The 14227-nt window shown below is 72.9% G+C and carries 16 protein-coding genes; 6 read left to right on the forward strand and 10 right to left on the reverse strand.

The window, feature by feature from the left end:
• Nucleotides 1-57: 57 nt before the first annotated feature.
• A complete protein-coding gene (locus C2L58_RS38375; protein ID WP_158264229.1) occupies nucleotides 58-1947 on the reverse strand; it encodes an ArnT family glycosyltransferase in 1890 nt (629 codons plus the stop codon).
• Between the two features lie 173 nt (nucleotides 1948-2120).
• Here C2L58_RS38375 and C2L58_RS38380 point away from each other — a divergent pair, with 173 nt between their 5' ends.
• Both C2L58_RS38380 and C2L58_RS38385 read left to right on the forward strand, forming a co-directional pair.
• Entirely contained in the window at nucleotides 2121-2891 is a 771-nt protein-coding gene (locus C2L58_RS38380; RefSeq protein WP_103342522.1) for a polysaccharide deacetylase family protein, read from the forward strand.
• Between the two features lie 3 nt (nucleotides 2892-2894).
• A complete protein-coding gene (locus tag C2L58_RS38385) occupies nucleotides 2895-4088 on the forward strand; it encodes a YVTN family beta-propeller repeat protein (RefSeq protein ID WP_103342523.1) in 1194 nt (397 codons plus the stop codon).
• On the opposite strand, the gene C2L58_RS38390 is transcribed toward C2L58_RS38385, so the two are convergent.
• A complete protein-coding gene (locus C2L58_RS38390; protein ID WP_103342524.1) occupies nucleotides 4078-4797 on the reverse strand; it encodes a hypothetical protein in 720 nt (239 codons plus the stop codon). The genes C2L58_RS38385 and C2L58_RS38390 overlap by 11 nt on opposite strands.
• A gap of 78 nt (nucleotides 4798-4875) precedes the next feature.
• Nucleotides 4876-5301: a MarR family winged helix-turn-helix transcriptional regulator gene (locus C2L58_RS38395; protein WP_103342525.1), complete on the reverse strand. Its 426-nt coding sequence runs from the start codon at nucleotides 5299-5301 to the stop codon at nucleotides 4876-4878.
• Between the two features lie 75 nt (nucleotides 5302-5376).
• On the opposite strand from C2L58_RS38395, the gene C2L58_RS38400 reads away from it, so the two are divergent.
• Nucleotides 5377-5892, forward strand: coding sequence for a hypothetical protein (locus tag C2L58_RS38400; RefSeq protein ID WP_233226178.1), 516 nt, complete (start codon nucleotides 5377-5379; stop codon nucleotides 5890-5892).
• Between the two features lie 30 nt (nucleotides 5893-5922).
• Here C2L58_RS38400 and C2L58_RS38405 read toward each other — a convergent pair whose 3' ends face one another.
• Nucleotides 5923-6393, reverse strand: coding sequence for a cupin domain-containing protein (locus tag C2L58_RS38405; protein ID WP_233226179.1), 471 nt, complete (start codon nucleotides 6391-6393; stop codon nucleotides 5923-5925).
• Between the two features lie 165 nt (nucleotides 6394-6558).
• Between C2L58_RS38405 and C2L58_RS38410 the strand changes: the two genes are divergently transcribed.
• A complete protein-coding gene (locus C2L58_RS38410; RefSeq protein WP_103342528.1) occupies nucleotides 6559-7158 on the forward strand; it encodes a TetR/AcrR family transcriptional regulator in 600 nt (199 codons plus the stop codon).
• Between the two features lie 47 nt (nucleotides 7159-7205).
• Entirely contained in the window at nucleotides 7206-7814 is a 609-nt protein-coding gene (locus C2L58_RS38415) for a TetR/AcrR family transcriptional regulator (RefSeq protein ID WP_103342529.1), read from the forward strand.
• Nucleotides 7815-7885: 71 nt separating this feature from the next.
• Here the strand turns inward: C2L58_RS38415 and C2L58_RS38420 are convergent, their stop codons facing one another.
• From C2L58_RS38420 to C2L58_RS38445, 6 genes are read right to left on the reverse strand one after another with little or no spacing between them, the layout of a single operon-like run.
• Nucleotides 7886-8644 carry a maleylpyruvate isomerase N-terminal domain-containing protein gene (locus C2L58_RS38420; RefSeq protein WP_103342530.1) on the reverse strand — a complete coding sequence of 253 codons (759 nt, stop codon included), beginning with the start codon at nucleotides 8642-8644 and terminating at the stop codon, nucleotides 7886-7888.
• On the reverse strand, nucleotides 8541-9731 hold the full coding sequence (locus C2L58_RS38425; RefSeq protein ID WP_103342531.1) for an alpha/beta hydrolase: 1191 nt from the start codon (nucleotides 9729-9731) through the stop codon (nucleotides 8541-8543). The genes C2L58_RS38420 and C2L58_RS38425 overlap by 104 nt, the downstream gene beginning before the upstream one ends.
• Nucleotides 9728-10528 carry a 2-oxo acid dehydrogenase subunit E2 gene (locus C2L58_RS51420; protein ID WP_304532981.1) on the reverse strand — a complete coding sequence of 267 codons (801 nt, stop codon included), beginning with the start codon at nucleotides 10526-10528 and terminating at the stop codon, nucleotides 9728-9730. The genes C2L58_RS38425 and C2L58_RS51420 overlap by 4 nt, the downstream gene beginning before the upstream one ends.
• A complete protein-coding gene (locus C2L58_RS38435; protein ID WP_103342532.1) occupies nucleotides 10525-10749 on the reverse strand; it encodes an acyl carrier protein in 225 nt (74 codons plus the stop codon). Before C2L58_RS38435 ends, C2L58_RS51420 begins: the two co-directional genes overlap by 4 nt.
• Nucleotides 10746-12617: an HAD-IIIC family phosphatase gene (locus C2L58_RS38440; RefSeq protein ID WP_103342533.1), complete on the reverse strand. Its 1872-nt coding sequence runs from the start codon at nucleotides 12615-12617 to the stop codon at nucleotides 10746-10748. Before C2L58_RS38440 ends, C2L58_RS38435 begins: the two co-directional genes overlap by 4 nt.
• On the reverse strand, nucleotides 12614-13642 hold the full coding sequence (locus C2L58_RS38445; protein WP_103342534.1) for a 3-oxoacyl-ACP synthase III family protein: 1029 nt from the start codon (nucleotides 13640-13642) through the stop codon (nucleotides 12614-12616). The genes C2L58_RS38440 and C2L58_RS38445 overlap by 4 nt, the downstream gene beginning before the upstream one ends.
• Nucleotides 13643-13828: 186 nt before the next feature.
• On the opposite strand from C2L58_RS38445, the gene C2L58_RS38450 reads away from it, so the two are divergent.
• Nucleotides 13829-14227 (forward strand): beta-ketoacyl synthase N-terminal-like domain-containing protein (locus tag C2L58_RS38450; RefSeq protein ID WP_199191649.1); only part of this gene is annotated, 399 nt, incomplete at its 3' end.

The raw sequence follows: 14227 nt of genomic DNA on the forward strand, positions 1-14227 counted from the left end.
GCTGACCGGCCCTTTGATCGTCGGGGCCGCGAGCCTAGCGTGTGCCCCTCGTCGCGGTCACAGCCTGGCGCCGCAGTCGAACAGCACACCGGCGGTGGCCGCGTCCGGACCGATCCGCGCGGGCGGCACCGGCCGGCAGTGCTTCGCCTCCCACCCGACCCGCCGGGTCAGTTCCCCCGCGCCGGCCGCCGCCGCGGTGGTCCGCCCCGCCCCGGCCCGGCCGATGTCGACGAACACCTGCGGCAGCAGCACGAACCGCACCTTCCCGGCCACGACCCACTGCGAGAGCTCCGCGGCCGACGGCGCCGGGTCGAAGCCGAGGTAACCGCCGAGCGGTGCGACGCGCGCCTCGGTGTTCAGCAGGAACGGCTCCGCGCCGTACGTGCCGCCCTCGACGGCCAGGGTGACTTCGGCGGCCGACGCCTGCGCGAACGCGAGCACCTGGCGCTGACCGGGGCTGAGGCGGTACGCGCTCTCGACGAACCGGACGTACCCGTCCGTGGCGCCCGCGCCCGTGCCGACGCTGAAGACGGTGTGCAGCGCGGCCGTCGACGGCGGCCCGGCGGCCGGGTCGGCGCTCTCCAGGACGCTCCCCGGCCGCACCGCGGTGCCGGCGACGAAGGCCGCGGGACCGGCCACGACGGCGGCCAGCCCGATCGCGGCCGCGACGCGGTCAGCCCGCAACAGCGCCGCGACGACGGCGAGCAACGCCAGGACCAGCACGGTGTACCGCAGCCACGGCAGCCAGTCCGGCGTCCGGTCGAGCAAGACGTAGGCGAGCACCGCCGTGCCCGCGACCGCGGCCGGCAGGACGAACCGGGCCCGGCCGCGCGACCAGCTCGAGGCCGTGACCAGCCCCGCGGCGGCGAGTGCCGCGATGGCCGGGGCCAGCTCGGCGGTGTAGTACGCGTGGAAGATGCCGCCGGTGAACGAGAAGACCACGGCCCCGACGACCAGCCAGCCACCCCACAGCGCCCAGCCCGCCTTCGTCCGCGGCGTGGCTCCGCGAGCGCGGCACGCGGCGACGACCAAGGACACCAGGGCGAGCGGCAGCAGCCAGGCGATCTGCCGGCCGACCTCCGCGTCGAACAGCCGCAGCGGACCGGTGTCGCCGCCGAGCGCCGCGCCGGCCGTGGCGCTGTAGCCGCCGCCGATGCCGGTCGTGCCGCCGAACAGCCGCGTCACGCCGTTGTAGCCGAAGGCCAGTTGCCACACCGAGCCGTCCGTGGTGCTGCCGACGAACGGCTTGGCGCCGGGCCAGACGGTGACGGCGACGGGCCACGCCAGCGACACGAGAAGCGTCACCGCGCCGGCCACGCCGAGCCACGCGAGCCGCCGGCCGCGTGAGCCGGGCGCCCCGACGAAGTACGCCAGCGCGAGACCCGGCAGCACGATCCACGCGGCGAGCATCTTCGTGAGGAAGCCCAGCCCGGCGAAGACCCCCGCCCACACCAGCCACCGGGCGTTGCCGATCGCCCGGGTGACGCAGTAGGCGGCGAGCAGCAGCAGGAGCACCAGGAGGGTGTCCGGCAGGTTGTCGCGGTTGATCGCCGCGGTGATCGGCGTCAGCGCGAAGAGCGCTGCGGCGAGCAGCGCGGTCCGCGCCCCCGCCCAGCGGCGCACCACCCGGTGCAGTACGAGCACCGCGGCGACGCCCTCGACCACCTGGACCAGGGCGATCGCCCACGGGTGGAACCCGAAGACGGCCACGCCGAGCGCCTGCGTCCAGAAGGCGAGCGGCGGTTTGTCGACCGTGACGACGCCCGCCGGGTCGAAGCCCGCGAAGAAGAACGCCGTGACGTCGCGCGACATCGAATGCACGGCCGCCGCGTAGTACGGCTGCAGCGGCCGGCTCCACAAGGCCCAGCCCCACACCACAGCGGCAACGGCCGCGATCACCCCCACCGCGACCCGCTCAGCCCGCCCGGTCCGTACCTCGGCCGTCATCACCATGTCTCCCCCTCCGGTTGCCGACGGGAACGCTAGGGCGGCACGCCGCCGAAATCTTCAAGCTCCGGATTGAAGTGACCTCCACCCGCGGGTTGAGCGCCGGCGGTCTCTCAGCGTCTTCACAGCGGGTTTGCGCCAAGGTCGGCGCCGTCCGTCGAAGAGGAGGTTTTGTGCACGACCCGCTGACCCGGCGCCGCCTGTTCGGGGTGACGCTGGGCGCCGCCGCGCTGGCGGCCTGCTCCGCACCCGGGCAAACCCCGGCTCCGGCCGGTTCCACCCCGCCGCAGGCGGTGCCGCCGCCGTCGAGCACACCCCCACCGTCTCCCTCGACGCACCCGCAGGGACCGGCCACCGAACTCGTCCGCTCCTCGTCGGGGCGGCCGCAGGTCGCGCTGACGTTCCACGGCGCGGGCGACCCGCAGGTCACCCGCCAGGTGCTGGACGTCGTGCACCAGCACGGCGCCCGGATCACCGTGCTGGCGGTGGGCACCTGGCTCGCCGAGCACCCGGACGCCGCCCGGATGATCCGCGACGGCGGCCACGAGCTGGGCAACCACACCTGGAGCCACCCGGCGCTCTCGGGTTACGCGGCGGAGCCGATGTACGCGGAAATCCAGCGTTGCCGCGACAAACTCGCCGAACTCACCGGCTCGCCGGGGACCTTCTTCCGCCAGTCCCAGGGCCAGCACGCCACCCCCGAGGAACTCGTCGAAGCCGGCAAGGCGGGCTACGCCCGGGTGCTGTCCTACGACATCGACTCCCTGGACTGGAAGGACCCCGGGCCGGCCGCCATCCGCGCCGCGGTCGCGAAGGCCCGCGCGGGCAGCGTGGTGAGCATGCACCTCGGGCACCCGGGCACGGTGGCCGCGCTCCCCGGCATCCTGACCGCGCTCGCGGACCGCGGCCTCACCCCGGTCACCGCGTCGGACCTGCTGGCGTAGCGGATGCGCGTCCGGCTGACCGCCGTGGTCCTCAGTCTCGCCCTCGCCGCCGGCTGCTCGTCGGGCACCGGCTCGGACATGTCCGGCATGCCCGGCATGTCCGGCGGTCCGGGCACGTCCGTGCCGCACCTGCCCACCCCGCCGGTCCCGGCGCTCAACCCGCTGCCCGGCATGCCCGCCGTCCCGGACCCGCACGACGTCGACGCGGCGGCGGGCGCCGGGCTGCTCTCCCCCGCGGTCGCCGGCGACAAGCCCCTGGTTTACGTGCCGCACAGCGGCTCCGGCGACGTCTGGGTCATCGACCCGGCGACCTTCCGCGTCGTCGCGAAGTACCCGGCGGGCAAGGAACTGCAGCACGTGGTGCCCTCGTGGGACCTGCGCACGCTCTACGCCACCGACGACCGCGGCGACCACGTGCTGCCGTTCGACCCGAAGACCGGGTTGCCGGGCAAGGCGTTCCCGGTCGTGGACCCGTACAACATGTACTTCAGCCCGGACGGGCAGTACGCGATCTCGGTGGCCGAACGGCTGCGCAAGCTGGTCTGGTACGACCCGCACACCTGGCAGGCCCACGACGAAACCCCGGTGCCGGAGTGCGCGGGCGTCGACCACGCGGACTTCTCCCCCGACGGGCGCACGGCGGTCTTCACGTGCGAGTTCGCCGGCCGCGCCGCGGTGGTCGACGTGGCTTCCCACCACCTGCTGCGGATGATCGACATGCCGCACCGCAACACGAAGATGGGCCCGCAGGACATCAAGCTCGCCCCGGACGGCTCGGTCTACTACATCGCGGACTCCGACGCGAACGGCCTCTGGGTGCTCGACGGCGCGGCGACGAAAGTGCTCCGCTTCATCCCGACCGGCCGCGGCGCGCACGGGCTCTACCTGTCACGGGACGCGAAGCAGCTGTACGTGACCAACCGCCACGAAGGCAGTGTCAGCGTGCTCGACGCCTACACGGGCGCGCCGGTGACGACCTGGCGCATCCCGGGCGGCGGGAGCCCGGACATGGGCAACGTGACCGGCGACGGCACCCAGCTCTGGCTGTCCGGCCGCTACGACCGGGTCGTGTACGTACTGTCCACAAAGGATGGGACGCTGCTGGCGAAGATCCCCGCCGGGAACGAGCCGCACGGTCTGTGCGTCTGGCCGCAGCCGGGCCGATATTCCCTGGGCCACACCGGCATCACCCGGTGATCGCGGGGTTCGGCTCCGGCCCGGGCCACGTCTGGGGGGCGGGCCCGAACGCGCGTCGGGCGGCTCGGACGGCCAGGGCGGCGACCGTGGCGTTGGCGCCACCGCCGATCACCGCGCCGATGCCGAACGGAGCCACCCGGCCGAGCACGATGATGCCCTGCTTGGTGCCGTACTTGGTGATGAAGTCCTTGCCCAGGACGCGGTTGATCTGGTTCAGCGTCGTCATGGGCACCCGGCTGACGAGCTGGCGGGCCCAGTGCTGACCGGTGCGCTCGGCGGCCTTGCCGATGATGGTCGAGGAACCGGACTGCCCCAGCAGGATCCCCATGACCAGCGTCCGCCGGCGTTCGATCTCGTCCAGCCGGACCCCGTGGACCTCGGCGACCGAGAGCACGAACAGGGCGCTCAGTTCGAGCGAAGAGAAAGCCTCACCCGCCGACAACGCCAGCGCGACCCCGGTGCCGACGGCGGGCGCGGCCGCGGTGGCCCCGACCGCGGCCCCGGTGCCCGCCAGAGCGCTGACGAACATCCGTTCCAGGGTGCGCACGACCTCCGCCGGTGTCGCCTCCGGGTTGCGCTGACGGGCCCGGGCGATGTTCCTGCGCACCAGCGGCGCCTGCAAGCCGATGGCCTTGTCCAGCAGCGCAAGGACCGGCTGGGGCGACCCGCTCGACGCCGGCACCGGTCCTTCAACGGCATCAGACGCCACAGCGAGCTCCTTCACGTCGTCACGTTGTAGCCCAGTCTCGCAGCCCGACGTTCAGAGCCCATCGACCACCCACGCCGGCTACCGCTTCGTGAGCAGCCGGGTCTGTTCGCGGAGGACGTCGACCGTGCCGGCCACCCAGTCCGCGATCACCGCCTGCTCGGCCGGGGAATAGCGGGCCATCAGCTTTCCCATTGCCGCGTCGAGGCCGGCGAACAGCTTCCCGAACGCGCCGGGCGCCGCCGTGATCACAAGCCGGCGGCGGTCGGCCGGGTCCGGGGCGCGATGGGCGAGCCCGGCGCGCTCGAGCCGGTCGACCACGCCGGTCACCGCGCCCGGGGTCAAGCCGATCTCCTTGGCCAGGTCGCCCGCCGACACCGACCCGGCGCCCGCGATGACGGCGAGGGCGCGCTGGTCGACCGCCGTCACGCCCAGACTCGCCCCCACCGCTTCGTGGAACGCCACCACGGCGGTGCTCAGCTCACGTCCGGCGGCCCGACCTTCCATGCCGTCACTTTACCTCGCCAGATATTTCAGTACACTGAACTAAAATGTTCACATGCCGAGATACCGTGGGTGGTCATGAGCGAGCTGAAACGGGCACTCGAGGTGCCGAGATGGACCTGGCAGTGCTACACCGAGCACCTCGGGCTGGTGCTCGGCCTCTCGTCGATCGCGTCGATCCAGCGGCTGATCGTCGTCAACTGGACCGCGCAGATCCCCCACGGTCTCGCCCTCGCCTCCGAGGTCGCCGTGCTGGCCGCGCGCACCGCCCTGGTCGTCTCCCTCTGGCGGATCGCGATGCGCGGCCAGGCCCTCCGCCTCAGTGCAGGCCTCGCATTCGCCCGGAACCACTGGCGCAGCCTGCTGTGGCAAGGCGCGTTCCTCGGCGCGGCCTATCTGGTCTTCGAAATCCTCGCCGAGGACGCCCTCCCGAAACTGCTGCCCGCATCCGCCCGGCAGACCTACCTGGCCATCCTGTTGTTCCTCAAGAACCCCACCGTCATCGCCCTGACGTTCCTGTGGTGGATCGGCGTGGTGCGCCAGGCCTTCCGGACGACGCCCGCACAAGTGGCGTGCACGGCATCCACCTCCTGACACCCAGCTCCGGCGACTACCGCCGCTCGCTCACTTGGCCCACTTCTTGGCCCAGCCCGTGTCGGCGCTCGCCGACCAGAAGTTGTCCATCAGCTGCGCCGCGTCACGAGGCTCGAACCCGAGCTCCTCCGGCGGCAGTTCGCGGCGCTCCGCGGGAGTGCCCAGCCCCATGATGACCTGCTCGAAGCCGGCCGGCGTGTAGCCGTTGAACACGTGCGCGGCGCTCGTCGTCGTGAAGCTGTGCACCGTTCCCCGCGGAATCCACACCGAGTCACCCGCCGTCGCCCGCATCGGCGGCTTGTCCTCGACGCGGAATTCGATGGAGCCCTCGAGGATGTTGAACCATTCGTCGATCGGGTGAACGTGCGGCGGCGGGCCGCCATCCGACGGCATCCACTGCTCCATCACCGAAAACGCTCCCCCGGTCTGCTCGCCGTCCGCCAAGACGACCCAGAGGACACCGAACGCCCAGTACGCCGGGGCCGTGTCCCTCCCGGTCATGAACGGCACCCCATGAGGCGATGCAGCAACGACAGCGTTCTTCTCTTCGATCACGACCGTGTCCTTTCGCAGTGGAGATCGCTTCATCTCCGATGTTGGTACTCAGTACCGTAGCATACTCCGTTCCGGATGAGCCTGAGATCCACAAGGGCGTATGCTGGTTCGGTGACCCCCGAACAGGCGCCCGACTCCCTCATCCAGCGCAAGCAGCTGCGCGCGCGGCAGCGCATCATCGACGCCGCCGACGAGCTCTTCGCGCTGCACGGGTACGACGCGGTGTCGGTGACCGACATCGCCGCGCGCGCCGAGGTGGGCCGCACGACTTTCTTCCGCTATTTCGGCGACAAGACGGAAGTCGTCTTCGCCAAGGAGCAGGCGCTGCTCGACACGATCGCCCTGGCGGGCGCGGACGACACCGCCGGCGCCGCGCGCGACTGCCGGGAGGCCCTCGAACAGCTGCGCCCGACCGTCCTGCGCCTGTGCGCCCAGGTGGCGGACGACCCCGGCACGTACGAGCGCCACGCCGACCTGGTCGAAAAGCACCTCGAACTGCGCGCCCGTGACGCGCTCAAGACCCAGCAGCTCGCGTCGAACCTCAGCGAGGTGCTGCGCAGCCGCGGCACCTCGCAGACCATCGCCGTGTTGGCCGCGCAGATCGCGCTCGCCTGCTACGAGACGGCCCGACGTCGTGCCCGGACCGCCGCCGACCTCGTCAGCGAGTCAGGCGCCGCGTTCGACGAGGTCCTGACGCTCGGGTCCGGCTGATCCTTGGTCCCGCTTTAGCCGGGGTGGGTAGTTTTCGCCGCGGGACCATGACTACTCGACGAATGGGCAAGGGACTGCGCGTCGACGCGCAACGCAACCGGGACAGGATCCTGTTCGCGGCCGGGAAGCTGTTCGCCGCGCGCGGGACCGATGTTCCGATGGACGAGATCGCCCGTGCCGCCGGGGTCGGCGTCGGCACGCTGTACCGCCGGTTCCCGTCGCGCGAGGAGCTGCTGGACGCCGTCATCGCCGACTTGGAGCGGCGGCTGCTCGCGTCGGTGTCCGAGGCCTGTGGTGCGGAACCGGACAGCTGGCCGGCGTTGCAACGGCTGCTGCGGGGCTGGATGGAACTTCCGCTGTGCGGGCTGATCTCGTACGCGCTGGCCGCGGCACCGTGCGCGGCCGGCAGCAGGCGGGCCGACAGCAGCCCGGCCGGGCACCACGCCGGGCAGTGGTCCGCGCTGTTCCGCCGGCTGGTGCGCAGCGCGCAGGCCGGGGGCGACCTGCGCGCCGACGTCGAGCCGGACGAAATCGCGGTCATGCTGAGCCTGCTCGCGCGGGGCACCGGCGACACCGCCACCCCCGCCACGCGCGAAAGGCTGCTGACGGTCATGCTGGCCGGCCTGGGCGCCGGCCGGCCGGCGCGGCTCGGCTGACCGATCGGAAGCCGGCGTGCACAGCCGCGGCGATCCGCCGGTCGGCGGCCGTGCGCCGACCGGCGGCCGGGTCAGGGTGCGCGGACGCCGTGGAGCAGGGCCGCTTCCCCGCTGGTGACCGCCGTGGTCGGCCGTCCCCACAACGCGCGGTACGCGCCTTCGGCCGTGCCGGCGATCACCACGTCGGTCGCGGGCAGCGCGTCGAGGCTGTCCAGCGCCGTGACTTCCGGGATCCGCTCCGGCCGCAGCCGCATCACCCAGGCTCGGCCGACGTCCGCCGCCTTGATCAGGACGGTGCCGGTCACCGCGATCGGCTCGCGGTGGGACACGAACGACGGGATCATCTTCGTGAGGAACTGCGAAATGCCGTGCGCGGCGAACTCCGGCCGGTAGCCGAAGGTCAGCAGTTCCCGCGCCCCGGGCCCGCGCAGCGCGTACTCCGCGTCCAGCCGGTGCAGGGCCAGTTCGTGGGCGAGGATGTCGATCCAGAACCGCGCCGTGCGCTCGGCGCCGGGCGAGAACACCCACGAAGGGGCCTCGGGATCGAGGCCGGGCAGGCGTTCGTGGAACTCGCCGCCGCGCTCCTGCCACCACGCGCGGGCGCCGTCCCAGTCGGCCGGGGGCTCGGTGAACGGGGGCCAGGTGCCCTCCGGGTCCGCGTCGAGGCTCTTCAGCGCGGCGTCGTAGATCCGGCCGAGGTGCCCGACCAGCCCGGTGATCGTCCACTCAGGACACGTGGGGATCGGGGTCTCCGGGGTGAGCTCGGCGACGATCTTCTCGATCGCTTCCGAGTGTTTCGCGATCTGCTCGGCCTGGGTCTGCTTGTCCACCCGCCACCACCTTCTTTCGTCGGGAACCGGTTCGCGCCTGCCACTGCGCCACCTTCAGCGCCGCCCCCACGACGGCGCGGTGGGCCGGGCGGCCACCCCGCATCCGCAGGATCGTGTGCACGGCCCACAGCCGGGTCGGCGCGATGAACCCCGGTGAGCCGTGGACGTCGTCGTGGACCACGAGATCGGCGGCGCGGACGTGCGCGGCGACGAGCGCGGGGTCGGCCGCCGGGATGATCTCGTCGCGGGCACTCGCCGCGTAGCCGACGGGGATGTCGAGCGACGCCAGCTCGTGCTCGGTCAGCGCCCACGAAGCGAGCCCGCCCACCGGCATCCCGGTCAGGTGCTCGAGTGTGTCCACGGTGATCCCGGGCAGCCCCGCCTGCCACTCGCGGTCCCGGAAGAAGTGCGAAACCGGGGCGCCCGCGGTGACGACGCCGCGGATCCGGCGGTCGGCCAGCGCGCACCGCAGGGCGGCGTGCCCGCTGAAGCTGAAGGCGAGCAGGTAGCACGCCGAAACGTCGGCGCGCCCGGCGATCTCGTCCAGGACCGCGGAGAACAGCTGCCCGCTGTCCGCGTCGTAGCGCAGGGGGTTCTCGCCGACCCCGGGGAGCTCCACCACGACCCCGGCGAGCCCGAGCCGGGTGATCGCGGTCAGCGCCGGGCCCCACTGCTCCTTGATGCTGACGATCCCGCCGCACATCACCAGGACCGGGCGGCGCTCCCGGGCCGACAGCCCACGGGTCCAGCAGCGCACCCGGGTGCCTCGCACGGTCACCTCGAGCCGGCTGATCCCGTTCGGGGCCGCCCAGCGGGCGAAGGTTTCGACGCAGTTCTCCAGCGCGCCCGCGCGCGCGTCGCCGTCCACGTAAGGGAACCGCGCCATGTTGTAGTGCGCGGCGGCCGCCAGGAGCCGGTCCTCCCGGCGCAACCGGTCCGCCTCCCGGCTCCACTCCCGCGCCCACGACCCGGGCCGGTCGCCGTCGTCGCCGTGGATGCGGTCGAGCACCGCCGAGGCGGCGCCGAGACCCTGGGCCTTGGCGTGCAGGACGGCGAACTGCTTGAGCTCGGCGACTTCGTGGGTCACCCGGCCCTCCCGTCGGCCACGGCCGGGGCGGGAACCGGCCCGGCGGCCGGGGGTGCGGCGAACCCTTCGAGCCGGTCGCGCAGCGCGGTCAGGACGTCCGCGGCCTCGGCGCCGTCGATCACCCGGTGGTCGAACGCGAGGTTGAGCCGCATGACCGGCGCGATCGCCAGCCGGCCGTCGCGGACCACGGGACGCTCGGCGACGCGTCCCACGCCGAGGGTGACGGTGGTCCCGCCGGCCGAATGGAACCCGTCCACCGCGGCGTGCCCGAGCGAGCTGACGGCCACCGTGCCCATGGTCCGGCCACGGGCCCGCAGCGACCGCGCCACCAGGCCGAACGCGAGCGGCCCGAACGGCCACGGCAGCCGGTGCAGCGCCCGGGTCTTGGCGAACTCGGGCATCGTCGCCGGGTCGCCGTCCCGGTAGTGCTCGAGCTGCCGCTGGATCTCGCCGAGACCCGCGGTGTGGACGTCGGGCAGCACGGCCGACAGCACCACGCGGTGCCCGGCGAGGCGCTTGTCCAGCGCCACCTTGGCGTGCACGCCGTCGTGGCGGGCCAGGCGCGGCCGGATCCCGCCGCGGATGGCCGCGTTGGCCTCGGGGTGTCCGGCGAGCACCCGCCCGGCCTCGTGCAGGACGTAGGTGATCCACGAGTACCGGCCGGTGCGGGCCCGGTGCTCACGCACCGCCGACATGTCGACCTCGGTATCGAGGAACACGGGCGCGAACGAGCGGGCGAAGCCGAGGAACCGCAGGGTGTGCCGGCGTTCGCGGGCGACCGGCCCGAGCACGGTCACGCGGCGACCGCCAGCTCGTACACCGAGCCGAGCGTCGGGGCGGCCAGCACGTCGGGCACGGACACCGCGCGGCCGGTCTCGCGTTCGAGCAGCGCGACCAGCCGCAGCAGGTGCACGGAGTTCCACCCCGGCACCTCGGCGAAGGCCGCGTCCAGGGCGTCGGCCGGAACGTCGAGCCCCAGCTCGTCCCGGACGAGCCGGACGAAATCCTCGATGGTCATGCGGAAACCTCCCGGTGGTGCTCGACGAGCCGCACGTGCTCCGGCGGCGGGGCGATCCGGACCAGGTCGTGCCGGAAGCCGCCGCCGGTGGGCCGGAACCCGTGGCGGGGATAGAAATCGGCGAATCCCCGGTTCTTCGCCGTCGGCCGGTACCCGGCGAGCACCGCCTCGGCGCCGGTGTCCTTCGCGTGCCGCAGGACGGCGGCCAGGCAGGCCTGTTCGACGCCGCGGGAGAAGACCCGGCAGCTCAGCACGAAGTCGTCGATGAAGCCCAGCCCGCCTGCGCGGCGGTAGCCCACCAGGCCGACGAGCCCGCTGTCGCCGAACCGGTCGCGCACCCGGATGGTCAGCAGCTCCGTCGCGGGGTCGGCCATCAGCTCGCGCACGTCCCGCTCCTGCCACCGCCGCGTGGTCAGGTTGAACTGGTTGGTGCGCAGGCTCAGCTGCGACACGCGGGCGACGTCCGCCGCCTCCGCGGGCGCGAGCGTGACCTCCAAGCCGAGCTGCGCCAGGTAGCCGTCCAGGGAGGCCGAGCTCTGGCGGAGGTCCTGGCGCGCCAGCTCGGTGCGGTAGGTCTCGGCCCGGGTGCGGTCGGTGGCGGTCAGCGAGCGGGTGTCGAACCAGCCGTCCCGCAGCAGGCGCCCGACGTGCGTGGCCGGATCGGTGCCGAGCCGCACGACCGCGACCCCCGGCAGGGCGTGCCGGACCTGCCCGCATTCGAACGGGCTGTCATCGGCGAACACGAAGCTGTCGACGCCGAGGTTGAGCGCGTCGGCGAGGTCGCGGAGATTGCCGGACTTGGGCTGCCAGTTCGCGACGACCCGGACGAAGTCGTCTTCGGCGAGGAGCAGGTCCCGGTGCTCCCGCAGGACGGCGGCGACGGGCTCGGGGTCGTTCTTGCTCACCACCGCGAGCAGCACCCCCTGGGCGCCGAGCTGCTTGACCACCTTGCGGAACGCGGTGAACGCGTCACCCGTGTAGCCGCCGGCGACGGTGATGCCGTCCGCACCGTCTTCGGCGAGTATCCCGCCCCAGAGCGTGCCGTCGAGATCGACGGCGAGGACCTTCTTCGAGCGTCCGGTGACGTGCCGGGCCAGGTGCCCGATCTCGCGGGCGTACGCGGCGAGCAGTTCGGCCGAGAGGTTCGCCTTCGCGTACACGCTCATGCGGGGTTCGGTGACGGGAACGCCCTCCGCCGTCAGAGGGTCCACGTCGAGCACCACCAGCCCCGGGTGGTCCTCCGCCAGGCGCAGCAGCCGCGCGTTGGCTTCCCGCCAGAGCACGCCGAGCCGGTTGCGCGAGCGGTGGTCGATCAGCTGCGCGGCCCGCTCGCGCGGCAGGGGCACGGTGTTCAGCACCAGGGTCGCCCGGCTCGTCGCCTCGAACCGCGTCACCAGCTGCCCGAGCAGCGTGAGCTTCTCGGCGAAGGCGCGCTCGACGTCGTCCGGCCCCCACGGCGCGGGGACCTCGTCGAAGATCGTCTGCGGGTCGAGCAGGCACAGCACGAGATCCGGGCGCGCCGCGTAGAGCCGGCTTCCCGGATCCGAGAGGTCGAAGACGTAGCTGTCGAAGTCCGAGACGTGCGGGCGCAGCAGCAGGCCGTGCCGGGCCAGCTCCGCGGTGAGCGGGGCCACCAGCGGTTCCACCGTGCCGTGGCCGGTGATCGCCACGGTCAGCGTGGCCTGGTCCGGGTGGGCCGCGAGCACCTCCGCCGGGTCCAGCCGGGCCAGCAGCTGGCCGTACCGCGTGAGGTCCGCGTCGGCGTCGGCGATTTCGGCCAGCAGCGGCGGAACGTCGGGATAGGCGGCGGCGAGGCCCCCTTCGCGGTGCAGGGCGAGCAGCCGGTCCTGGGCGCCGGTGCCGGTCATCCGGCCTTCTCCAGCACGAACCCGGCCTTGATCCACTTGCTCGACTCGACGGCGACGGCGACCGCCTTCGCCCCCGGCGGCATGTCCGGCAGCAACCGCTCCAGCTGGAAGAACGGCAGCGCGTTGGCGGCGTTGCCGGTGTCGGCGATGCAGCTGATCTCGCGGGCGTCGCCGATGTCGAGGCGGCGCACGATCTGCTCGGTCATCTTCACCGACAGCTGCGGCGGCAGCACGTAGTCCAGGTCGGCGCTCGTCCAGCCCTCGTCCTTGAGCAGCTCTTCGAGGATCTCCCCCGCCATGACCGGGACCGACTCCTCGATCGCCTTGAAGTCCTCGTGGAAGGCGATCCGCTCGTCGTGGCGGTCGCCCATGCCGAACCACTCCACGCTCTGCCCCGGCGGCCGGTTGAGCCCGGTGAACCGGACCAGCACGCGGCGCAGGCGGACCGGTCCCGGTTCCGTGGTCAGCACGACCGCGCCCGCGCCGTCGCCGAACAGCACGGTGTTGACCAGCTGCTCCGGTGGCAGCCGGGCGAAGTCGATGCTCAGGTCGACGTGCTTCGCGCAGACGTCGCCGCCGAGCACCAGTGCGGTGCGGTGCCGTCCGGTCGACAGCATCTGGTGCGCGACGTCCATGGCCTGCACGGCGCCGCTGCACCCGGACTGCAGCTGGTAGGTGGGGACGCCGTCGATGCCGAGCCGGTCGGCGACCAGGTTCACGGTCGCGGGCATCAGCGCGTCCGGCGTCGCCGTGCCCATGACCACGAGGTCGACCTCGGCGGGCGTGACCCCGGCACCGGCCAGCGCGCGGCGGCCGGCGGTTTCCCCGAGATCGGCCAGGGTGCAGGCGATCTCGCCGGTGTCCAGGTCGACCGCGAGGTGCCGGGTCCTGGTGCCGATGAAGGAGTCGATCCACTGCTCGAAAACCGGGCCGCTGCGGAACAGCGCACCCAGCCGGGCGTTGTCGATGGGCGGCCCCGGCAGGGCGGTCCCCACCGAGGCCACGGTGATTCCGGCGTCGGCCATCGGCGGTCCTTTCGGCAGTCGGCGCGTGTCGGGATCCCATCCTCGGCACGGACGGCAAAGGGCGCCTAAAGCGCGGCTTGCGGTGGTTCGGCCTAGGACCGCCTTTAGCGCGGCGGCCGACGATGGCCGCTGAGCTCGCGCCCGGGTGGGGCGAGCCCTTGGCGCTCATCCGGGAGTGGGGACTCGATGCCGAAGGACGACCAGCAGCCCGACGAGAACCGCCTCGTCGACTATCTCAAGTGGACGACCGCCGAGCTGCACCGGACCCGGCAGCAGTTGCGGCAGGCCGAATCCGCGGCGCACGAGCCGATCGCGATCGTCGGCATGGCCTGCCGCTACCCCGGCGGCGTCCACTCCCCCGACGACCTCTGGCGCCTCGTCGCCGAGGGCACCGACGCCATCGGCGGTTTTCCGGGCAACCGCGGCTGGGACCTCGACGCGCTCTACGACCCCGACCCGGCGCACTCCGGGACGAGCTATACCCGCGAAGGCGGATTTCTCCACGACGCCGGTGAATTCGACCCCGCCTTCTTCGAAATGAGCCCCCGCGAAGCCCTCGCCACCGACCCCCAGCAACGACTCCTC

Origin of the sequence: Amycolatopsis sp. CA-126428, from assembly GCF_002904335.1 — a bacterium.
Lineage (GTDB): Bacteria > Actinomycetota > Actinomycetes > Mycobacteriales > Pseudonocardiaceae > Amycolatopsis.